We start from the raw sequence: 22,233 nt of genomic DNA on the forward strand, positions 1-22,233 counted from the left end.
AAATAAATAAAAATCAATAGATAGTGTTTTTTAGTGAAAATGGACTTGGAAACATTCAGCTTGTCTTCACCCATTTGAAAATATTTTGCTAAACGAAAATTGATAGTATTCAATTTTAGAAAATCTGTTTTTTAATACATATAACGCTGTTTATGATTTGAACCATATCCGCCTCCAAAACTTTCCAATCCTTAAACTCAGGCTCGATCAACAATGTCTGCGAGACAAAACCATAGCAAATTCGTTGTACATTTAGACTCATCTGTTTGAGTTGTTCATCATCCTGAATAAAAGGTTTCAGCATGTTTTGCCACATCTCTACCATCATGGCATAACTTTTTTGATATGTTTCAATACTGGAAACCTGTCGTTCTAACAAGAAAGACTGGGCCCATAAAAATTGTTGTGCTTGAATTTGCTCAAGTTGAAAATGAATGATTTGCTGTAAATAGCTTTGAAAATCTGATTTTGTGGATAAGTCATACACGCTTTGTGCATAACTTTTTAAGACTTCTGCATTGCTTTTTACATGTTGGTGAATGGTTAAAGCAATCAAATCTTCCTTTTTAGAAAAATACTCATAAAACGTCCCTAAACCCACACCAGCAAGATCGGTAATTTCACGAATAGTAATTTTATTGGCAGGATGTTCATGTAAAAGCCGAACAAAGCTTTCCATCAACGCTTCTTGGGTGATACGTGCCCTTGATTGGCGTGGTTTACGACGCACATTGATTGCAGGTAAAGCCATAAAAATAATCCGAACATCCTTGAAGGTATTTTCTTCTATACTGAATGCAATTGGTAAAAACAACAAGACAGGAATTCAGGATGAACACAGCAGAGAATTGGCAAACACATGAAATCAGCAATCAGTTTGACGAACTGCAAAATTATAATTTATTGACTACAGATCAAGTTTTACAAGAAATTTTGCAACGTTATGGCAGTCAGGATCAGCAACGCCTAACTGAATTTTCACAGATTGCGGGTTCTACTGAATATTATGAATATGCCGATTTGGCCAATCGACATACTCCTGAATTACATAGTTTTGATGCCCGTGGTCGCCGTAAAGATTTTCTAGAGTTTCACCCTGCATGGCATAAATGGATGCAGCTAAATCGACAATTTGATACGCATGCACATCCATTTAATCATCCACAATCAAGTTCAAAATGGGTCGATTGGGCGGCACGATTTTTCCTGAGTGGACAAGTCGAGTGTGGCAATCTATGCCCTAATTCTATGACGCTAGGCAGTATTCCCTTAATTCAAAATGAACCTGAATTGTGGGCAAAAGTTGGTGAAAAGCTATTATCGACTGAATATGATGAGCGCGACATTCCGATTTCTCAGAAAAAATCAATTTGGCTGGGAATGGGGATGACAGAAAAGCAGGGTGGGTCAGATGTACGTGCCAATGAAACACGGGCTGTTCCTGTGGCTGATTCGGGACGTGGGCAAGCATATTTACTGACAGGACATAAATGGTTCTTTTCCGCACCAATGTGTGATGCGCATTTAGTCGTGGCAAAAACTGAACAAGATGGATTGGCCTGCTTTTTTGTACCACGTTGGCTAGAAGATGGGACAAAAAATCCGGTTCAAGTACAACGACTCAAAGATAAAGTGGGTAATCGCAGTAATTCAAGCTCAGAAGTTGAATTTAAAAATGCTTGGGGCATTATGATCGGTGAAGCTGGGCGCGGGATTCCCACGATTATTGAAATGGCAAACTATACACGTTTGACCTGTTCAGTCGGTTCAAGTGCGATGTTACGTCAGGCTTTGGTGCAATGTATTGCCTATACCCGTCAGCGTAAGGCCTTTGGTAAACATTTGGCGGAACAACCGTTGATGCAAGCGGTATTGGCGGATTTAGCCTTGGAAACAGAAGCAGCCATGCAATTGAGTTTTCATCTTGCGCATTGCTATGAGAGTGATGATGAATTATCTCTGGCATGGAGACGAATCATGACACCAGCAGCAAAGTTCTGGGTGTGTAAGCGTACTGTGGAGTTGACGGGTGAGATGATGGAAGTCTTCGGTGGCAATGGTTATGTCGATACAGGAATCATGGCACGTATTTTTAAAGAAGCCCCTGTAAATACTATTTGGGAAGGTTCTGGTAATGTGATGTGTTTAGATGTATTACGTGCAATCCAACGTGACCGTGAATCAATTGAAGTCTTATTTAAATCATTTGCACAAGTTGCAGCTCAAGATTCAATTTTACAAGATGAATTACAAGCTTTATTTAAATTATTTAGTGGCTTACAAGCAGATGAATTGCAATTTATGGCACGTAGCTTAGTCAGTCGCTTGGTCATCTTGGCACAAGCTATTTTGCTGAAACAACATGCACCAGATTTTGTTGCAGATGATTTTATTGCAACACGTTATAGTGCGTTTTATGGACGCGTGGTCGGAATGTTAGATGCGCAAGCTGTAGATGTAAAACGCTTGTTAGATAGAGCTTTAGCTTAATCCCTTCGAAAACGTAAAAAGCGGCATTATATAAATAATGCCGCTTTTTTTAAGCTACTTTTATCAAAGTTCAAGCTTGGGATGTGTAATCGAAATTACTTTTGTTTTTTAAGCTTTTTTTTGAGCTTTTTCAATTTACCTTCGTGTTTGGAGATTTTTTCCAAACGTGCTTTGATTTTCTGCTTTAAAGATTTAACTTGCTTAGACATCATGTTACTCCTTAGTTTGAGTATCCGTTGGCTGATGTTTTTTGATAAAACTACGGATAAATTTTCTTAACTCACGTGCTGCACTGGTATCCATCGTTTCACAGAGTTGTAAAAACTGGTCACGCTCAGCACTGTTAATGCGAATTAAGAGTTGCCCATCTTTTTTATTCACCTTTGTCTTTTTGGGTAATTCAGCCATGACGTATTTATCCCCAAAGGTGATAATCAAAAATGTATATACAATATATATGCATTTTTAAAATTCGGCAAATTTATATTGTTGAAAATATTTAATATTTTTGTGGTTTATTGAGAGTTGTTGTAATTGAACTTTTATTTCAGCAAATAAGTTGTTGTTATCGCAGTTTTTATCTTTTAATAAAAATTTGTTTGTGAATGGAAGAATCAACAGTAGATTACAAGCGGATGCATTGCAATTTATGGTACGTCGCTTAGTCCGTCACTAGGTCATCTTGGCAGAGATTATTTTACTGAAATAACATGCACCTGATTTTGTTGCGGATGTTTTTATTAAAACATCTTATAGTGTGTTTTATGGACGAGTGGCTGGAATGTTATATGTGCAAGCTGTGGATGTAAAACGATTGCTAGATAGAGTTTTACTGAGTACATCGTGTATGTAGTGAATAAGCTATTTTTAAAAGAAAACCCATTTATTTATAATGGGTTTTCTTTGTTCATTGAACTCAGCATTTCACAGAATTAATTAGATTTAATCAGCTCAACTCTACGATTTAAAGCTTTACCGTCTTCAGTTGAATTATCCGCAATAGGGTGTGTATCTCCCAAGCCTTTGGCTGTTAAACGGCTTTTTTGAATTCCAGTATTATTGGTTAAAGCCTTAACAACAGCATTTGCACGTTGTTCTGAAAGCGTTTGATTATGTTTGATATCACCTGAATTATCTGTATGACCATTAATACTCAATTTGAGTTCAGGGTTGTTTTTTAGCAGTTGAATGACTTGTTCAATTTGGGGGTGAGAGTCAGGCAAAATATTCGCTTGATCCGTGGCAAAGTTAACCTCAATATTGACTTTATTGTCCTTATCCAAAGTTGTTTTGAGTTGGTTTTGACTTAATGCTTTAGCTGTAATTTCAACAGGTTTAGTTTCTGCGACGAATAGGCCAGCATGTCCATTCCCTGTCTGCGTCAATTGGAACCAAATATTTTTATTGGCTTGACGTATCACAAAGGTCTGTGTCGGGTTATTAAAAACATCTCCCAATCCTGCAACATAATCGACTTGGAATTTTTGTGGGATCTTTTCTAATTCTTGTTGAGGAATTTTACTCTGTGTAATTTGTTTGCCACCCAATTGTTGGATTACATTTTCCAAATTACGTTGCAATTCTAAAAAACTTCCTTCTTTATAATTTTCATTTTGTTGAATGGCTGCACTATACAATTGACCTTCAACATTTTCGATATGTTGACCTGTCCAAAATGGTATTTTCTCAAAATTTACGCTTGTTGCTTCGTGAAACTGATAGCCATTTGGCAAAGAAATATATGGAAACTGACCGAGTGTAATATTTGAAATTGGAATCTTGGAGAGATCAAAAGTGTTCTCTGTAGATTCAGTTTTCACAGTTTTAGATGGTACAGAACTCGCACTTGATTCAGTTGTTATGACTTCCGCTTTCTCTGGTTTACTACATGCGATTAAACCAAGTGTAGGAATAACCAATAATAGTAGAAAACTCGATAATTTCCTTTGATTGAACACATGATCCTCCAGTTCTAACTCATTACCCTATATTTTATTGAGCATATTTATATTCAAATTTCTTTAAATACTATAGATAACAATACTCATGAATTACATGAAGTTTTCAATCTGATTTGTAAAATTTTAATTAAATTAAAGATGATCTTCTGATGATTAAAATCAATTTGAGATAAATCTGAAAATTTGCCTTGATGCAATAGGTAAAAAGAGTGCAATAGGAAATAGTGACAAACTTGATCAATACAAATACTTGTATTCTACACAAAAAAGCGTAATATCAGATTCCCACTGATCAGGTGGTATACAGCAAAATAGGTAAAGAAAATGGCAAAGAAAAAAGCAATGCCAGAGGTTGTGATTCACAACTTTGTGGCCAAACACATGCATGAAGTCAACAAAAGCCAAGTGTTTGTAGATCGTAAAAAGAATGCAAAACGTGGTTATGATAAACACAAAAAAGGTCGATATTCTGATGATTATCGGCCTTTTTTGTGGACTGCAATTTTTGCTTGAATAATTATAAAAATCTAATAAAAATAAATAATTAAATATTGACTAGACGATTCGATTTCACCATATCAGCCAAACCATGATGTTTAAAGTAATACTCCATCCAGCTCTTGACCATGAGTGGGTTATTCATCGCAATCACTTCTTCTAATAGCTTTTGTGCATCTGTCATTGATACATGACAAATTGCTTTACGCACTCGCAGAATATTACTTGAACTCATCGATAATGTATTGAATCCCATTGCCATAAGTAAGATAGCTGAGAGTGGGTCGCCTGCCATTTCTCCACAAATACTGATCGGTTTTTCATACTTATGACATTCTTGAACCAAACGCGTTAAAGCGCGAAGTACAGAAGGGTGGAAGTGTGAATAAACACTGGATACACGTGGATTATTACGATCAACTGCCAATAAATATTGAATCAAGTCATTTGAACCGACTGAGAAGAAATCGACCAATTCAGCAAATTCACCAATTTGTAAAAGTACACTTGGTACTTCAACCATAATCCCGATTTTCGGTTTGGCGAAGTTAACTTGCTCTTCTTCTTGAACCGCAATCCAGTCACGTTCCAGTAAGTAAAGTGCTTCTTCTACTTCACTGACACTGGTGACCATTGGCAATAAAATATGCAGATTGTTTAAGCCGATACTGGCTTTTAACATTGCTCTGATTTGTGAAGAAAAGATTTCAGGGTGATCGAGGGTAAAACGAATGCCGCGCCATCCTAAAGCTGAATTTTCTTCTTCAATTTGGAAATATGGCAGGTCTTTATCCGCACCAATATCAAGTGTACGCATCACCACAGGTTTGTTGGCAAAGTGACTAAGCTGTTGACGATAAATCGCACGCTGTTCTTCTTCGCCCGGGAAACGTTCACGCAGCATAAATGGAATTTCAGAACGATAAAGTCCTACACCTTTTGCACCACGTTGAACTCCACGTACCACATCAATCATTAGACCGGTATTGACATACAGCTTTACTGCAACACCATCAGGGGTAATGGCATCTTTGGTTTCGTATTGCTTTAAATCTTTGGCAATTTGTTCTTCTTCTTTTTGGATCTCTTTATAACGTGTACGTAAACGACGTGGTGGATTGACAAAAACCCGACCTTGATAAGCATCGACAATCATTTCAACATCATCAAGTGTATTTACTGGCAGTTCAGTAACACCCACGACAGTTGGAATACCGAGTGCGCGGGCGACAATCACCATGTGGGAGTTGGCAGCCCCTTCAGAGGTTACAATCGCGGCGATTTTATCTACAGGAAGCTCAACCAAAGCAGCAGTGCTGATCTCATCTCCAATTAAAATACTTTCAGAGGTGATCTCTTTATGGCTAGTATCGCCTTCTTGTAATGCTGCGAGGATCCGGCGTCCTAAGTCTTTTAAATCAGATACACGTTCACGTAAATAGTCATCTTCCATTTGTGCAAAAAGTGCAACATGGCGTTCAATCACATTTTTAACTGCACCTTGCGCCCAGCTTCCATCTCGAATAATTTCTTTAATTTCAGCAGGTAGCGCATTTTCATCCAACATACGTAAGAACACGCTAAATAAAGCACGTTCCTCCGCCATGAGCGAATCTTGCATTTTGTCATCAAGCGATTGAATTTCATTGCGTACAGATGCAATAGCTTGGTCTAAAAGCTTAAGTTCTTCACTGATATCATCCGCATCACGGTCTGGGACTGAAGCTAAATCTGCTGGAGGGTAAAGGATGATGGCACGACCAAGTGCAATACCGCCTGCACCAGATGAACCTTGGAAGGTCTTGTAGTTAGATGAATTGCTGGGTTTACGGAAAACATCAATATTACCCACTGCATGTGCATGAGCAATTACCCCAGAGAGTTGTGCACACAAGGTCACCAGAAATGATTCTGCTGCCTCGCTAAAATCTTGAGGTTCGGTGTTCTGAACCACCATCACGCCCATCACTTTGCGGCGATACATGACTGGAACACCAAGGAACGAGTTATAGATCTCTTCCCCTGTCTCGGGGAAGTAGGCAAACCGTTCATGTTTAAACGCATTGTCTAAGTTGACAATCTCTTCACGTTGCCCCACTAAACCAACCAAACCCTCGCCAAGTTGTAAGGAAACTGTCCCTACAGATTCTTGGTTTAAGCCTTTGGTTGCCATAAGTACATAACGTTGGTTACGTTCATCTAAAAGGTAAATAGAGCAAACATCAACATGCATGGCTTCGGAAACTTGATTGACCATGATTTCCAAAGAATCATGCAAACTGACTGACGCATTGATCTCTTGTACAATACGTCTTAATGTGTCCAGTTGCATGTTCGACATGGATGTATGCTCCTAATTTAAGCTATGTTTTAAAGCGACTTCATCAGTATTATTTATAACAGTACTACCTTGAAAAATCATTCATATTTTGAAGAAATTTCAGCTGTATATTGCGGCATTCGCATACATAACTCCATCATCGCTTTACGATAAACATCTCGTTTAAAATTCACCACTTGTCCAAGCGGGTACCAGTAACTAACCCATTGCCATTGATCAAACTCCGGCGGGTCAGAGAGATTCAACTGAATATGTTTCGTTGAAGCTGTGAGTTTCAGTAAAAACCATTTTTGCTTTTGTCCAATACAAATCGGATCGGAATCCGAGCGAATGTATCGAAGCGGCAAACGATAATGCAACCAGTCATCTGTCTGGGCAATAATTTGGACATGTTCGGGTAGGAGCCCAACTTCTTCTCGTAGTTCTCTAAATAGAGCTTGCTCAGGAGTCTCTCCAAACTGGATGCCTCCTTGAGGAAATTGCCAAGCATTGTGTCCAATGCGTTTTGCCCATAAAACTTGTCCAATATCGTTTGCCAAAATGATCCCGACGTTGGGTCGGAAACCTTCTGAGTCGATCATTTGGCTACCTAAAATTTGTTAATTTCATTTGACTTTATATATGGGGACATACACTCTTTTGTCCAACTCGATAAAGTCAAAGTAATAATGTTTTAAAATTGCTATGATCTTAACGAATTTCTATCGACTAGCGGTGATAGATTTACAATTTTTTTCTTAAATTTCAGTTTAAATGAGTATTTTCATGGAATTGGCGCTGTTTGACTTAGATCACACCTTATTAAATACAGATTCTGACCATTCTTGGGGAGAGTTCTTAGTCAATGAAGGCTTGGTCGATCCAGTGCGACATCGTGCGATGAATGATCAGTTTTATGAAGACTATAAAGCAGGCAAGCTTGATCCAATTGCTTATAATGAATTTGTCTTTGAGTTTCTTACTCAACACGATAATGATTATTTAACTGAGTTACATCAGTTATTTATGCAAAAAGTGATCCGTCCACAAATGCGTCCAGCTGGTTTTGCCGCGATTCAAAAACATAAAGATTTAGGCCATGCGTTGGTTGGTATTACTGCAACCTCGGATTTTATTACTGCACCTATTTTCCGTGAATTTGGTATCAGCGAAATTATTGCCACCAATGCTGAAACAAAAGATGGGAAGTACACGGGCAAAGTGACCAATATTCCATGTTACCAAAAAGGTAAATTGGCACGTTTGGATCAATGGCTTGATGGTCGTACTGTCACTGAATCATGGGCTTATTCAGATTCTATTAATGACCGTTTTTTATTGGAATATGCTGACCATGCGATTGCGGTAAATCCTGATGATCGTCTTGAGCATCTCGCAAAAGAACAGGGTTGGGATATCCAAGATTGGTCGATTTGAGCTGGGCTGATTATTGTGATTTAAAGCAGTGTTGATCACTGCTTTTTATGGCTTGATTGTTCTGTCAAAAAATGAGAAGTTTTGTAAATATTTTTATAAATGAAGATTTTGTACTTCATTTATAGTGTAAAAATGCTATGTTGATTTGAGCACTTTTAAAACTGACGGAGATTATATAATGAGCCAGACACGTCCAAGAATGACCAATTTATTTGAACAACTCGGCTTGGATTCTAGCGAAGAAGCAATTCAAAGTTTTATTGAAAATCACCAGTTGGATGCAGATACTCTAATTACAGACGCATCTTATTGGAGTGAGGGACAACGTCAGTTTCTTGCTGAAAAAATTAAATCTGATGGTGAATGGGCATTAGTGGTTGATCAGTTAAACGAGTCTCTACATGAAGACTCGGTAAAGTAAAAAATTGTGCAATGAAGATTTTATAAGGGAATGAGGGGAAAGATAACTACGATCATTCCTGTGTAATATAAAAACCCCTTATCTTGAGTAACAAAATAAGGGGTTTTTATTGCAGAGATTATTTCATCATCTCAATCAATTCCTGTACAGCTCTAGACTGTGTACGTCCAGGATGCCAGACCATACCCAATTGGCGATTCATTTCAAAACGAATATCAAGTTGTTGTAAGTCTTGATTTAACAAAGTTTTAGGTAGAACAGACCAGCCTAAACCAATGGAAACCAACATACGAATAGATTCAAGCGGATTATTGCTCATGGTAATTTTTGGCTTTAAACCCTTCTTTTCAAATTCTGCCAAGGTAATTTGACTGGTATAAGTCTGTGCTGCTGGTAATAAGCTTGGGTATTCGATCAGATCTTCAAGTTTAAGGTTCTTTTTTTGTGCCAAAGGATGAAAGGGTGCAACCACGAATACCAAAGGATCATTCCAAATCGTGATATAACGCAAACGCTCATCACCTTGTGGCGGAAGAGTTAAAAATGCCAGTTCTAAATCCCCAGCAAGCACTTGTTCATGCGCTTGTTCAGAGTCCACAAAATGTACATCTAGTTTGACTTCAGGAAAGTGCTGTACATATTTTTTTAAATGCTGTGGTAAATGGTGTAAGCCAATATGGTGACTGGTGCCAATCTTGAGTTTTCCTCGAACTTCACCTTGCTCATGACTCAGGGTATGGTGAATATCTCCCAATTCATTTAACCAGTTTTTTACTTTAGGTAATAATGAATGCGCTGCATGTGTGGCTTGAACACCACGACCTGCGGACTCAAAAAGTTTGACGCCGAAATATTCTTCTAAGCTATGTATGCGTTTGGTGACAGCTGGCTGAGTAATAAACAGATGTTCTGCTGCCATAGAAATCGAACCTGTTTCCATAACTTTGACAAAGGCTTCAAAAGCAGCGAGATTCATAATATTTCCATCCATAAAGAATTTTTATGCGTAATTCATTATTTAGAAAATTTAAGAATTAATCAAAGTAATTTTCAAATTTTTTTATTTTTAGCAAAGTGATTGGTTCTATTCGTGCTTTGGAAAAATTTTAATACAACTTTTTACTATACAATTTAAGCAAAGCTCATTTATAGTCAGCGCATAAAAACAACAAAAGGAAAGCTATTTGAATCAATCAACAGACACCACTATTCACTATTTTCAACAACATACTAGAAATACCTTCTCTAAAACTTGGCTTCGATTTTTTACCACAATATTGATATTTTCTGCTTTAGGTTTAATCTTTTTATATTTTTTTAATATCTATTTCCCCAGCATTATCATCGCTATTCTCAGTATAATTTGGTTGAAGCTTCGGTTAAATCGCCTAAGAAAAATGCAAGATTTGGAGAGTTTTAAATTTCCAAATCGTATTTGGCTTGCTTTTAAACAAAGACATCCAAACATTCGACAATCTTCTTATCCATTGATTGAAGAAGGTTTTAAAGACTATTTAGCACTTCATTTGTGGCGTAGGGGAGCTTATGCAATGCCTTCACACTCAGTGGACGCGCTATGGCATATATTGATTGAAGAATTTGATGACTTTTATCAGTCCATGAGCCAACGTTTTTTAGGCTATGAATTGATTCATAAACCACATGATTTACAAGCAACTGAATCACAGCGAGCTGCTCAAAGACAGCAATTGCTCAATACTTGGCAGGGGGCATGTGCTTTACATGGATTGAATCCACAAAACACGCAGGTCTTACCGCGAATTTTTCAGGTTGATGCCCATGTTCGATGGGAGCGGGGTTTAATTTTTAGCTTACCATTTATGATGACAATGTATAGCCAAATGATGAGTTCAACTTCAGATTTTCCACAGGCTTCTGCAACATCGTCATGTTCTTCTAGCTCATGCTCAGGATCAAGTTCATCCAGTGATTCGAGCCATTCACATAGTACAAGTGCTGATTCATCTTCCTCTTGTAGTAGTTGTAGCAGCTGTGGAGGAGGCGGTGGTGATTAACACCTCCAGCCACAGAAAATACATATGATTTAGACTTTAATTTCAGTGCTTTGTGCTGCCTTTTGGTCTCGTTTATTCCAAGCCTTTTCATGGAAAAAGAATGCAAATGCTTGTACAGTCGGTTCAAGTAAACTTAATGTCACGGCCATCCAAAAATTACCAGTCACCGCATAAGCAACCAGCATTGCCACTGTGATATGCATGATGTAATAGCTTAAGGTTTTTTTGAAAACACGTTGATTGCTTTGTAGGAAATTTTGGATACTCGCCATGAGAATCACCACTTATTTAATTCAATAGTTAAATAATAATCATTATCAATTGTAATGTAAAAAGGTTTTTTTGATTAAAGTTGATTGGATAAAGCGATATTTTATTCTTTATACCTTGCATCATGATTGTTGATATAGAATTTATTGACTTCTTTTTAAATAACGGATTTGCTTAATTTATGGTTTAGGACGTACATTTATTTGTCTAAGCTATATTTTTTATTGATGATTAAGCCAAGTGCTTTTAAAGTCATTGAAAATATGTCATTGATTTAAATACTGTATAAAGGTGATTTTAGGAGCATTTATTTGGATAAAATCAATTCCAAAAAGTTTTTAAATTAATAAAAATGATAAATTAGATTTATGTAAAAACGTGGTTATAATTGAGTGAATGAAAGAATTACCCAGTCCAGTGGAGCATTTCGACATGGCAGGCGAAAACCAAAAAGCAAAAACAGAATCAGTAAAAACTTTGTATGACAAATTGTGGGATGACCATCTTGTAACACAACGTGATGATGGCTCAGCATTACTTTATATCGACCGTCATTTATTGCATGAAGTGACTTCTCCACAAGCATTCGAAGGCTTACAACTTGCTGGGCGTAAACCTTGGCGTTTAAGTGCTAACGTTGCAACACCTGACCATAATGTTCCCACATCAACCAAAGAGCGTTCAGAAGGAATTGCTGGGATTGAAGATGATACTTCTCGTATCCAAGTTCAGACCTTAGATGATAACTGTAAAACCTTTAATGTGGTGCAGTTTGACATTAACGATGTGCGTCAAGGTATTGCACATGTCGTTGGACCAGAACAAGGTTTAACTTTACCGGGTATGACGGTGGTATGTGGTGACTCGCATACAGCGACACATGGCGCATTCGGCTGTTTGGCACACGGGATCGGAACGTCAGAAGTTGAACATGTATTGGCAACACAATGCTTAGTACAGAAGAAAATGAAAAACATGTTGGTGCGTGTTGACGGAACATTAGGTCAAGGCGTTACCCCAAAAGATGTGGTTTTGGCCATTATTGGTAAAATAGGAACGGCTGGCGGTACTGGGCATGCGATTGAATTTGGTGGTCAGGTATTCCGTGATATGTCGATTGAAGGGCGTATGACCGTGTGCAATATGGCAATCGAAGGCGGTGCGCGTGTTGGTATGGTTGCTGTCGATGACAAAACAATTGAATATGTTAAAGATCGTCCTTACGCACCAACAGGTCAACAGTGGGATGCGGCAGTCGCGTATTGGAATACTTTACATTCTGATGAAGATGCACATTTTGATACGATCGTGGTTTTAAATGGTGAAGAAATTGAACCACAAGTGTCTTGGGGCACTTCTCCTGAGATGGTGATTCCTGTTTCTCAAGCAGTTCCAACTTTGGAACAGGCCAAAGATGATGTGCAGCGTAATGACTGGACCCGTGCGTATCAATATATGGGTTTAAATGCAGGTCAGGCATTGGCTGATATTCAATTAGACCGTGTATTCATTGGTTCTTGCACCAACTCACGTATTGAAGATATTCGTGCTGCTGCAGAAGTGGCAAAAGGTAAAAAAGTAGCGTCTAGTATTAAACAGGCCATGGTTGTTCCAGGCTCTGGTTTGGTGAAACAACAAGCAGAAGCGGAAGGTTTAGATAAAATCTTGATCGAAGCTGGTTTTGAGTGGCGTGAGCCAGGTTGTTCAATGTGTTTGGCGATGAATGCTGATAAGTTACAACCGGGTGAACATTGTGCATCGACTTCAAATCGTAACTTTGAGGGTCGTCAGGGCAATGGTGGACGTACTCACCTTGTCAGTCCAGCAATGGCAGCTGCGGCAGCAATTGCAGGTCACTTTGTTGATGTACGTTCATTCTAATCAGGCTTAAGGAGCAAAGACATGAAAGCTTATACCGTTGAACAGGGTATTGTTGCACCCTTAGACCGTGCCAATGTAGATACCGACTTAATCATTCCAAAACAGTTTTTAAAATCAATTAAACGCACCGGTTTTGGTGATAACTTATTTGATGAATTACGTTATTTAGATGAAGGTTATCCGGGGCAAGACAATTCTAAACGTCCGAAGAATCCTGATTTTATTTTGAATCAGCCACGTTACCAAGCGGCATCTGTATTAATTTCTCGTGCCAATTTTGGTTGCGGTTCGAGTCGTGAACATGCGCCTTGGGCATTGGAAGAGTATGGTTTTCGTACTGTGATTGCACCAAGCTACGCAGATATCTTTTTCAATAACAGTTTTAAAAATGGCATGTTGCCAGTGATTTTGCCTGAATCTGTTGTGGATCAACTATTTAAAGAATGTGCTGCTCAGGAAGGCTATCAATTAACCATTGATTTAGAAGCTCAAGAAGTGCGTACACCAAGTGGTGAAGCTTTTAAATTTGAAGTCGATCCATTTCGTAAACACTGTTTATTGAATGGCTTGGATGATATTGGTTTGACTTTACAGGCTGCGGATGAAATTCGTGCTTATGAAGAAAAAACCAAACAATCACGCCCTTGGGTATTTGCTGAAATTCAAGGTTAATTTTCAGCGAACATTTTACACATAGCGTGAATGCCTAACTCTTGCTAACATGCGAGTATAACAAAATGAATGTTGACTCAGTGAAGTGAGGGTTGGGGTTGAGCAATGACTAAGTTTTTGAGTTGCAGTGTTTTAATCGGTTTAACAAGCTTTATGCTTAGTGCATGTCAATCCACTCAAATGGTTGATTTAATGCGTATCAAGCAAGCTGAAAATAAACATGTCAGCCAAAATTCGGTTTCTGTCTATTGTTCAGGTGCAGAGCATTGTGAATTTGCGCGCTTAAATGATGTGATTATCATGGATGAACGTGCACAACGTGCCAATCGTAGCGCCATTCAAAAGGGTTATCTCAAATTAACGGGTGAGCCTTTAGATCAAAATGGTGTTTATTTAACGATTCCACCTCAGCAATATGAGATGGTGATTCGATTCTATCCAATCACTAAACAGCATGCTGAAGTTTTCCATGTTATTCATGATTTTAAACCAAATCAAAAATACACATTTAAGATGTATCGCTTAAGGTCACAGGGTTCAGGAAGTTTACTGAATGTTTCTTCACCGACACCGCTATGTGTCGATATGATTCAAGAAAAACGGACAATTCGCCGTTTTTGTCGCCCGCATAATGCGGTGACTGGCGTGAGCGAATTTGTTGAACAGAAGATTTAATCTCACATCAGTATAGATACTGAAAAATAAATGGAACTACAAATGTCTAAACAAATTTTGATTTTGGCAGGTGATGGTATCGGTCCTGAGATCGTTGCTGCTGCTGAAAAAGTACTGACACGTGTCAATGATAAATTTAATTTAGGTTTAACATGGGAACAGGGTTTGTTAGGGGGGGCAGCAATTGATGCACATGGCGAACCTTACCCTGCTGTGACAGCAGAACAAGCGAAAAAAGCGGATGCAATTTTACTGGGTGCTGTAGGCGGTCCAAAATGGGATAACATTGAACGTTCAATTCGCCCAGAACGTGGTTTATTGAAAATTCGTAGTGAATTAAATCTATTTGCTAACTTACGCCCTGCAATCCTTTATCCGCAATTGGCGGATGCGTCTAGTCTTAAACCAGAGATTGTTTCGGGGTTAGATATCCTTATTGTTCGTGAACTGACGGGTGGCATCTACTTTGGTCAACCACGCGGTATTCGTGAACTCGAAAATGGTGAGAAGCAAGGTTATAACACTGACGTTTATTCAGAGTCTGAAATTAAACGTATCGCAAAAGTTGCTTTTGAAATGGCAAACTTACGCGGTGGTAAAGTTTGTTCAGTGGATAAAGCCAACGTGCTTGAAGTGACTGAGCTTTGGAAGCAGACAGTGACTGCACTTAAAGAACAACAATATCCAAATATTCAACTTTCACATATGTATGTCGATAATGCAGCAATGCAATTGGTTCGTGCGCCAAAACAGTTTGATGTGATTGTGACAGGGAACTTGTTTGGTGACATTCTTTCCGATGAAGCAGCAATGCTAACTGGCTCTATTGGTATGCTTCCATCTGCTTCTTTAGATGAGAATGGCAAAGGTATGTATGAACCTTGTCATGGTTCTGCCCCTGACATTGCTGGCCAAAACGTTGCTAATCCACTTGCCACCATTCTTTCTGTGGCAATGATGCTACGCTACACCTTCCGTGAAGAAGTGGCTGCAAAAGCCATTGAGGATGCTGTAGGGCAAGTTTTAGACCAAGGCTTGCGTACTGGCGATATTATGTCTGATGGTATGCGTAAAGTTGGTACGGCTGAAATGGGCGAGGCTGTCGTTGCGGCGATTGCATAAGCACTTGTTTTAGATACTTACTCATAAAAAACACAGCTTAAGCTGTGTTTTTTATTGTTAAATTTTAGCTTCTGATAAGTTTTGATAAAAGTCTATCCATATTCTCGTCATTATACCGATGGGTATTAGATTCACTTTAAAACAGCTAACAGGCTCGATCTAAATACTCAACAGATTCAGCAACACCATCTTTTAATTGAAAAGTGACTTTACAATTAAAATTAATGTCATAGCTTGGCGTGCCTGTCGTATCATAACGAATCACTGGCAGACCCATTGCATTAGGGCCTACAGTCGCATTGCCTCCTGCCATGGGGATATTGATTGGTCTAAGGATGGTATAGCTTAAGGTGCTATTACTGGTTTGGATTTTATCGCTTACCTGATACCCCATTGCCTTAAAATTTAAATTGCTTTGAATTTCAGTACTGGTTTTACTAATGAATTGCTGTAAATATTGATCTAAATTTGCTGGTCGGGTGTTTAAGCTTTTACATCCAACAAGTGCAATAGATGCCAATAAAAACATACATACATGTATTTTCATAAGCTTCACCTGATCCTTAGTTAACTTAGTTTAGAAATGATCTCTGTTTAGTATAATAAATATACACACATATGTATCTAGATCGGTTGCAGGGCAAACCAAGTGGTATAGATTTTACTAAAAAGAGTCAAACAGACAGAACTGGTGAAGCTGTGAAAAGATCAGTTGTATTAAAATTTAGAACAAATTAGTGCTATCAACTTTGAAGTAAATGGATTACAAGTGATAAATAGGTATATGAAACAGATTTTAATGTGTCAGATGTATAGTTGCCAGACGATAAAAGATCGTAAGCAGGAAGGTAAATCTTGTGGATAATGAAAAAGCCACCTAAAAGTGGCTTTTGCTTACACTAAAACTTAGCGTGCACGATATGTAATACGACCTTTTGTTAAGTCATATGGTGTCATTTCAACTTTTACATTATCGCCTGTTAAAATACGAATATAGTGTTTACGCATTTTACCAGAAATGTGAGCAATCACTTCGTGACCGTTTTCTAAACGCACACGGAACATAGTATTAGGAAGCGTTTCGGTGACAACGCCTTCGAACTCGATAAGTTCCTCTTTATTGGCCATAGCCTACCTGATGATCAAATTGGAAAGGCGCAAATTATAGGCAATTTTTTGCAGAAAGACAAGAATATTCGGTATTACAAGGCGGTAGATGACTTGAAAATAAGCGAACATATTGTTAAACAATTTCTACAAAAAAAAGCGGATAAATATTGTCAGTTTGGTCAATCGACTGTAATCTAAATTAAATGTTTTAAGTATAAATGAATAACATACAAGGAAGGGCACTGCGTGAGTCAGCTAACTGATGCTTCGGTTGTTTTACGATTAGGCTATCAAGCGATCCGTCGTGCAGGATTGCCGACAGAAGAAATATTATCAAAGGCTGGGGTAGCATTGGGTCAGGTTGACCAAAATGCTCGAACACCGTTGAATGCACAATTTGCATTTTGGGTCGCTGCGGAGGAAGTCAGTAATGATCCAGATATTGGTTTACATCTCGGAGAGCACTTGCCGCTGTATCGTGGGCAAGTCATCGAACACCTGTTTATTTCAAGTGAAAATTTTGGCGAAGGCTTAAAGCGTGCTTTGGCTTATCAGCGTTTAATTAGCGATGCATTTCATGCCAAATTGATCATTGATGATGACGGGCGTTGTTATTTAACCAATGGTGAACAGCCTTGGGGTGAGAACATCGTCAATCGTCATTTTTCAGAATGTGCTATTTCAGGGATTTTACGCTTCTTTAAATTTATCACTGAAGGACGATTTGAACCGATTTACATCGATTTTAATTTTGCCAATGGCGCTTCTGATGGTGAGTATTATCGTGTTTATGGTTGTCCTGTCAGTTTAGGGCAAAAAGAGACACGTCTTTATTTTGATCCTTCCATTTTAGAATATCCATTGTGGCAAGCGGAGCCCGAGTTATTGCAATTGCATGAACAACTTGCAATTGAAAAACTGCAAGAGCTTGCACGTTATGATTTGGTGGGTGAAGTACGCCGTGCCATAGGCTCCACTTTGGAAAGTGGTGAAACAACCCTTGAAACTGTTGCTGCACAACTCAGCATTACCCCACGTCGTTTACGTACACAGCTTTCGGAAGCCAATACCAGTTTTCAGCAAATTCTTTCTGATTATCGTTGTCGCTTAGCCAAGAAACTGTTGGCCAATACCACCGAAAGTGTTGAGCGTATTGTTTATTTGACTGGATTCTCTGAGCCAAGTACTTTTTACCGCGCATTTAAACGTTGGACCAATGAAACGCCTGTGGAATATAGAAAGCGTAAACAGCGTTAGTGGTTAAATTTAGATAATAAGACTAAAAACTTCGAATTGTAAAATTCGAAGTTTTTTATTACGTTGTATGATTAATATATTAAAAATCCAATCATAAATAGAGAAAGCCAATGAATGAACAATTACAAAGAATTCAGCAAAAATTAGAGAAGTTGAAAGCGCTAGATATACATTGCACTTTATTTGGTGCAAATCGCCATCAATATCGTTTAAATCCCCGTTTATCATTAGATGTGATTGAACAATTTGAACGTAGCCATCAAATTCAATTACCCAAAGATTATGTTGCTTTTTTGACTCAGCTTGGAAATGGTGGTGCTGGACCATATTATGGAATAGAGTCTTTTGAAAAGGTGCTTTTTAAAGATTTGGATTATCCAAATAAAGATAATTTGCTTCATCCCAATTTAGCATTTCCACATACACAGCCTTGGAATGAATTTTTTGAGCCTACATGTGATGAGGAGGATGAGGAAGAATACGAACGGCAATATTCTGAATTTCATCAACATCAAATGAATGGTGTACTCGCAATTTGTAATTATGGTTGTGGGGTGAGTCTAAATCTCGTTGTGAATGGTGCAGAATATGGTCATATTTGGACAGATGATCGAGCCAATGATGGTGGGATTTATCCATCGCATGAGTTCGGTAATACGGATAGAATACCTTTTTTAGATTGGTATGAATTATGGTTGGATCAATCTCTTGAAGAAATTGCAGAAAAAATTCATCAAGAAAATACGGGTAAAAACCAGCAAAATAATTCTGAATTGAAGCAAAATCAACAAGAAACTCCTCAGCAACAATTCACTCAAGCAGAGACTCAGCCTCGAAAAGCGTGGTGGAAATTCTGGTAAGTGAAAAAATCCTTCTATTGAGAAGGATTTTTTATATGTAGCCGCAAAAATTATTCAGGCATATTTAACCAATGTGGCCCTAACGGTGGTTGAGGCAATTCAAATTGTTCTGGGTAATCTGCATGAATAAAATAAAGCCCATCTGGTGGTGCAGTGATTCCTGCCGCTTTACGATCTTGTGCCGCAAAAATTTCATCAATATGATCCACTTCATATAGACCTTGGCCAATCTCAAGTAAGCAGCCCATGATGTTACGTACCATGTGGTGTAAGAAGCCATCTGCCTGAATATCGAGAACTAGATAGTTGCCATGACGAATTAAGCGACAATGTTTGACATGACGTACAGGCTGATTGGACTGACATGCAGCAGCGCGGAAGCTTTCAAAATTATGCGTGCCTTGAAATTTTTGCGCCGCTTCAATCATTTTATCCACATCGAGTGGATAATAGGCATGTGTTACTTGTTTATGTAACAAGGCAGGGCGGTTTGCTGATTGATAGACCACATAACGATAACGACGAGCTTTTGCCTTAAAGCGTGCATGGAAATCGTTATCCATTTCTTTAATCCATTGGATTGAAATGTCTTTGGGTAATTGACTATTTGAACCCATTAACCAACCACGTATAGGGCGAATCGCATTGGTGTCGAAGTGGGCCACCATATTGGTCGCATGGACACCCGCGTCAGTACGACCCGCACCATGTAAAATAATAGGCTCGTCGGCAATTTTACTGAGCACCTTTTCCATGGTTTCCTGAATACTACGTACGCCAGGCTGTTGAGTTTGCCAACCTTTATATCGCATGCCACAAAACTCAATACCAATTGCAAAACGTTGCATAAATACCTCTATTCAGGATGATCATACCAATGGTCATGCCATTGTTCCGAAGAGGGGTATTGTAAATAAATTTTAACAATTTTGGCATAAAGATCTGCTTGGCTCAGTGCATCACTGACCAAAATTTTTGAATCTTTGATCCATTGGCTAATCGCATAGCGTTGATCCATGCCGCCTAGAGGCACTTGAGTCGATAAAATGATTTGGCAGCCATTTTCCTGCAAGCTTTTAATTTTTTGGATAATGCCCGCATTTACGGCTAAATTACCTACCCCATAAGCTTGAATGATCAAGAAATGCGGAGCATGTTTGGAGAAAATTTCCAGATTATGTTCAAACTGTAATATTTCAGTCGGCACCATCATCCAATTGACGATATTGAGCGATTTGGCTTTTTCGATATGTGAAAGTTGTACCTGAATGACGGAATGATCTACCGCTATTTGTTGTTCGGCTTTGAGTCCTTTAAACGCATCTAAAGCAGTGCTATGAGCTTTTAATGTGGTTCTTGCATGAATCACTTGATGGTAGAAAGCCAAATACACGCCTACAGGAAGTCGAGTGACGGCATCGAGTGCGGTATTTAAATTATCCAGCGCATCGGTGAATTCTCGAGTATTGTCCCCTTGAATATTGAGCAGTGGATATTGGCTTCCAGTAAGGACGACATGACAGGACTCAGCTAAAAAGCGTGATAAGGTCGCCGCAGCATAACTGAGCGTATCTGTACCATGAATAATGACAAAGTGTTGGAAATTTTGGAGTTGTAGGCTTTGTATTTGTTGAATCAGCATAAGCCAGTCAATGGCTGTACATGCACTACTGTCTTTGATACTGGGCGCCTTAAAGCACTCAATTTTAAACTGAGGTGCTAAGACCTTTTTGAGTTGTGGAATAAACTCAGCATCAGGCATCGGCGCTAAAGGCTCGCCAATACAGCCAAAAGTTCCACCCATGTAAATTAAAGCAATTTTTTTGTTCATAATAAAAAAGCAGCCATTCATGACTGCTTTATCTTAAGACGAATAGATTTAAGAAGCTATTTGATTGAGTAAATTTTGTGATTGTTGGCGTTGTTCAGCGGTATACGCTGCTTCATTTTGTGAGAGTAGCTCACGAACGGAAGCATATGCACCCAAATTTAGATATTGTTGAGCAAGGTCTAAATTTAATTGAATTTCATTTACTTGAGCCAGCTCAGGGAATGAATGGAGTAATGGGTCATTTGCATCTATGGCCAGACTGGTTTCAGCTTCACTAGGCGTTTCAAGGCCAAGTGTTACTGTGCTATGCACTTGCTCAACTGTTTCAGGTTTTGGATCTAGATCAAAACTAAAAGTGGGCTGTGTCTCTGGTTCAGTAGGCGTGAGTTTAAATTCAAAATCACGTACTGGTGTGCTTTCTTCAGTAGCTACTGGTGTAATCGGTTCAGCAAAATCAAGTTTGAATTCTGGTGCGATTTCAACCTCTGCTGCTTTTTCAACTGGAACTGCTGTAGGTTCATTTGCTGTAAACGTGAATTCTAACGGCTTAACAGTTTCAGTTTTAATTTCTGGGGCAGGAGGAACTACTTCAAAAGAAAGCTCAGGTGTTGTTGTTGGCGCTTTTTCAGGTGCAGGATCTAAATTAAATTCTAACGGCTGAACAGGTTGTTGCGGTGTCTCAACTTTCTGCTCAACAAGCGTTGCATGATCGAATTCTAGCGCATCGACTTGTGCCAGATTTTGCGTTTCGGTTTTAGATACAGCGGGTTGTGAAATTGTTTCTGTATTTCCAATCAAGGCATCAAAGGCAGCTGTATTTTTGCTTTCTGGCACGACAGGGCTTGATGGCTCAAAAGCAATCGATTCAACTGGGTGATCAGCTTGATTGGCTTTTCGTCGTTCTTCGGCTTGAATGACGATTTCGTCTAAGCCCAATGAACGAATATGATTAATCAACTGATTCACTGCAAATTCATCTTTTTGTGCCAGATGCACATCTAAAAGATAAAGATAAAGTTCATGTTGAGCATTGTCTTGGTTTAAAACTTGATTGATTTTTGCTTCAGCAGAAAAATAGTTTTTCTCAGCAATCAGCTTTTCAATATTGCTTTTTAATTCAGGGCTTAATGGTTTTGTTGCTTGTTTAACAATAACTTCATCTTCAACAACAGTGGTCTGTTGTTTTTTTGAGGTACGCGCAGTACGTGCAACATTTTTCTTTGAAGTCTTTTTATTGTTACTTTTTTTGTTATTGGTACTGGCACTCTCTTTATTGGCATCCTCTCGTTTTTTGAGCACGATCGCCACGACCAAGAGTAGAACAAATGGAATCACATACAACAACATTTTATTTCCCCTTCATTGAGCACAATGAATCAATATTTTGAATAT

Annotated in this window: 23 protein-coding genes; 11 read left to right on the plus strand and 12 right to left on the minus strand. The window is 38.5% G+C overall.

What is annotated here, in order from left to right; translation table 11 throughout:
- Positions 1-115: 115 nt before the first annotated feature.
- Positions 116-751 (minus strand): TetR/AcrR family transcriptional regulator, encoded by a 636-nt coding sequence (locus ASC84_RS16690; protein WP_034611615.1) that lies wholly within the window; start codon positions 749-751, stop codon positions 116-118.
- An 80-nt stretch (positions 752-831) separates the two neighbouring features.
- Here ASC84_RS16690 and ASC84_RS16695 point away from each other — a divergent pair, with 80 nt between their 5' ends.
- Complete coding sequence (locus ASC84_RS16695; RefSeq protein WP_056516853.1) at positions 832-2,490, plus strand: acyl-CoA dehydrogenase family protein; 1,659 nt, start codon at positions 832-834, stop codon at positions 2,488-2,490.
- 213 nt (positions 2,491-2,703) lie between these two features.
- Here the strand turns inward: ASC84_RS16695 and ASC84_RS16700 are convergent, their stop codons facing one another.
- Both ASC84_RS16700 and ASC84_RS16705 read right to left on the minus strand, forming a co-directional pair.
- On the minus strand, positions 2,704-2,898 hold the full coding sequence (locus tag ASC84_RS16700; RefSeq protein WP_004718119.1) for a hypothetical protein: 195 nt from the start codon (positions 2,896-2,898) through the stop codon (positions 2,704-2,706).
- 524 nt (positions 2,899-3,422) lie between these two features.
- Entirely contained in the window at positions 3,423-4,448 is a 1,026-nt protein-coding gene (locus ASC84_RS16705) for an OmpA family protein (protein ID WP_056516856.1), read from the minus strand.
- Between the two features lie 327 nt (positions 4,449-4,775).
- Here ASC84_RS16705 and ASC84_RS16710 point away from each other — a divergent pair, with 327 nt between their 5' ends.
- Positions 4,776-4,964, plus strand: coding sequence for a hypothetical protein (locus ASC84_RS16710; RefSeq protein ID WP_004718115.1), 189 nt, complete (start codon positions 4,776-4,778; stop codon positions 4,962-4,964).
- A gap of 31 nt (positions 4,965-4,995) precedes the next feature.
- Here the strand turns inward: ASC84_RS16710 and ptsP are convergent, their stop codons facing one another.
- Both ptsP and ASC84_RS16720 read right to left on the minus strand, forming a co-directional pair.
- Positions 4,996-7,290: a phosphoenolpyruvate--protein phosphotransferase gene (gene ptsP, locus ASC84_RS16715; RefSeq protein ID WP_004718112.1), complete on the minus strand. Its 2,295-nt coding sequence runs from the start codon at positions 7,288-7,290 to the stop codon at positions 4,996-4,998.
- 77 nt (positions 7,291-7,367) lie between these two features.
- On the minus strand, positions 7,368-7,871 hold the full coding sequence (locus tag ASC84_RS16720; RefSeq protein WP_004718109.1) for an RNA pyrophosphohydrolase: 504 nt from the start codon (positions 7,869-7,871) through the stop codon (positions 7,368-7,370).
- 184 nt (positions 7,872-8,055) lie between these two features.
- Here ASC84_RS16720 and ASC84_RS16725 point away from each other — a divergent pair, with 184 nt between their 5' ends.
- Both ASC84_RS16725 and ASC84_RS16730 read left to right on the plus strand, forming a co-directional pair.
- The gene (locus tag ASC84_RS16725; RefSeq protein WP_056516859.1) at positions 8,056-8,706 is read left to right on the plus strand and encodes an HAD family phosphatase; all 651 of its coding nucleotides are present in this window, start codon (positions 8,056-8,058) and stop codon (positions 8,704-8,706) included.
- A gap of 178 nt (positions 8,707-8,884) precedes the next feature.
- Positions 8,885-9,127 carry a DUF2789 domain-containing protein gene (locus ASC84_RS16730; RefSeq protein ID WP_004718105.1) on the plus strand — a complete coding sequence of 81 codons (243 nt, stop codon included), beginning with the start codon at positions 8,885-8,887 and terminating at the stop codon, positions 9,125-9,127.
- 118 nt (positions 9,128-9,245) lie between these two features.
- Here the strand turns inward: ASC84_RS16730 and ASC84_RS16735 are convergent, their stop codons facing one another.
- A complete protein-coding gene (locus ASC84_RS16735) occupies positions 9,246-10,103 on the minus strand; it encodes a LysR family transcriptional regulator (protein WP_004718104.1) in 858 nt (285 codons plus the stop codon).
- A gap of 421 nt (positions 10,104-10,524) precedes the next feature.
- Between ASC84_RS16735 and ASC84_RS16740 the strand changes: the two genes are divergently transcribed.
- Positions 10,525-11,163 carry a hypothetical protein gene (locus ASC84_RS16740; protein WP_056516862.1) on the plus strand — a complete coding sequence of 213 codons (639 nt, stop codon included), beginning with the start codon at positions 10,525-10,527 and terminating at the stop codon, positions 11,161-11,163.
- A gap of 29 nt (positions 11,164-11,192) precedes the next feature.
- Here ASC84_RS16740 and ASC84_RS16745 read toward each other — a convergent pair whose 3' ends face one another.
- Positions 11,193-11,441, minus strand: a complete 249-nt coding sequence (locus ASC84_RS16745; RefSeq protein ID WP_171252552.1) for a DUF2061 domain-containing protein — start codon at positions 11,439-11,441, stop codon at positions 11,193-11,195.
- Positions 11,442-11,865: 424 nt separating this feature from the next.
- On the opposite strand from ASC84_RS16745, the gene leuC reads away from it, so the two are divergent.
- The 4 genes from leuC (at position 11,866) to leuB (ending at position 15,783) form a co-directional block, all read left to right on the plus strand.
- Positions 11,866-13,314: a 3-isopropylmalate dehydratase large subunit gene (gene leuC / locus ASC84_RS16750; protein ID WP_004818782.1), complete on the plus strand. Its 1,449-nt coding sequence runs from the start codon at positions 11,866-11,868 to the stop codon at positions 13,312-13,314.
- Positions 13,315-13,335: 21 nt separating this feature from the next.
- On the plus strand, positions 13,336-13,986 hold the full coding sequence (leuD, locus tag ASC84_RS16755; RefSeq protein ID WP_004718096.1) for a 3-isopropylmalate dehydratase small subunit: 651 nt from the start codon (positions 13,336-13,338) through the stop codon (positions 13,984-13,986).
- 105 nt (positions 13,987-14,091) lie between these two features.
- Positions 14,092-14,661, plus strand: coding sequence for a hypothetical protein (locus ASC84_RS16760; protein WP_056516866.1), 570 nt, complete (start codon positions 14,092-14,094; stop codon positions 14,659-14,661).
- Positions 14,662-14,703: 42 nt separating this feature from the next.
- Complete coding sequence (leuB, locus tag ASC84_RS16765) at positions 14,704-15,783, plus strand: 3-isopropylmalate dehydrogenase (RefSeq protein WP_004718091.1); 1,080 nt, start codon at positions 14,704-14,706, stop codon at positions 15,781-15,783.
- 145 nt (positions 15,784-15,928) lie between these two features.
- On the opposite strand, the gene ASC84_RS16770 is transcribed toward leuB, so the two are convergent.
- Entirely contained in the window at positions 15,929-16,330 is a 402-nt protein-coding gene (locus tag ASC84_RS16770; protein ID WP_056516869.1) for a hypothetical protein, read from the minus strand.
- A gap of 359 nt (positions 16,331-16,689) precedes the next feature.
- Positions 16,690-16,911, minus strand: a complete 222-nt coding sequence (gene infA, locus ASC84_RS16775) for a translation initiation factor IF-1 (RefSeq protein ID WP_004718087.1) — start codon at positions 16,909-16,911, stop codon at positions 16,690-16,692.
- 228 nt (positions 16,912-17,139) lie between these two features.
- Between infA and ASC84_RS16780 the strand changes: the two genes are divergently transcribed.
- Positions 17,140-18,150: an AraC family transcriptional regulator gene (locus ASC84_RS16780; protein ID WP_004718084.1), complete on the plus strand. Its 1,011-nt coding sequence runs from the start codon at positions 17,140-17,142 to the stop codon at positions 18,148-18,150.
- A gap of 110 nt (positions 18,151-18,260) precedes the next feature.
- Complete coding sequence (locus ASC84_RS16785) at positions 18,261-19,010, plus strand: SMI1/KNR4 family protein (protein ID WP_155860357.1); 750 nt, start codon at positions 18,261-18,263, stop codon at positions 19,008-19,010.
- Positions 19,011-19,060: 50 nt separating this feature from the next.
- Here the strand turns inward: ASC84_RS16785 and truA are convergent, their stop codons facing one another.
- From truA to ASC84_RS16800, 3 genes are read right to left on the minus strand one after another with little or no spacing between them, the layout of a single operon-like run.
- A complete protein-coding gene (gene truA, locus ASC84_RS16790; RefSeq protein WP_004718082.1) occupies positions 19,061-19,858 on the minus strand; it encodes a tRNA pseudouridine(38-40) synthase TruA in 798 nt (265 codons plus the stop codon).
- Positions 19,859-19,866: 8 nt separating this feature from the next.
- Positions 19,867-20,841 (minus strand): asparaginase domain-containing protein, encoded by a 975-nt coding sequence (locus ASC84_RS16795; RefSeq protein ID WP_034611706.1) that lies wholly within the window; start codon positions 20,839-20,841, stop codon positions 19,867-19,869.
- Between the two features lie 48 nt (positions 20,842-20,889).
- Positions 20,890-22,188: a hypothetical protein gene (locus tag ASC84_RS16800; RefSeq protein ID WP_056516871.1), complete on the minus strand. Its 1,299-nt coding sequence runs from the start codon at positions 22,186-22,188 to the stop codon at positions 20,890-20,892.
- Positions 22,189-22,233 lie beyond the last annotated feature (45 nt).

This window comes from Acinetobacter sp. Root1280, assembly GCF_001425285.1.
In the GTDB taxonomy this organism is placed as follows: Bacteria; Pseudomonadota; Gammaproteobacteria; order Pseudomonadales; family Moraxellaceae; genus Acinetobacter; species Acinetobacter guillouiae.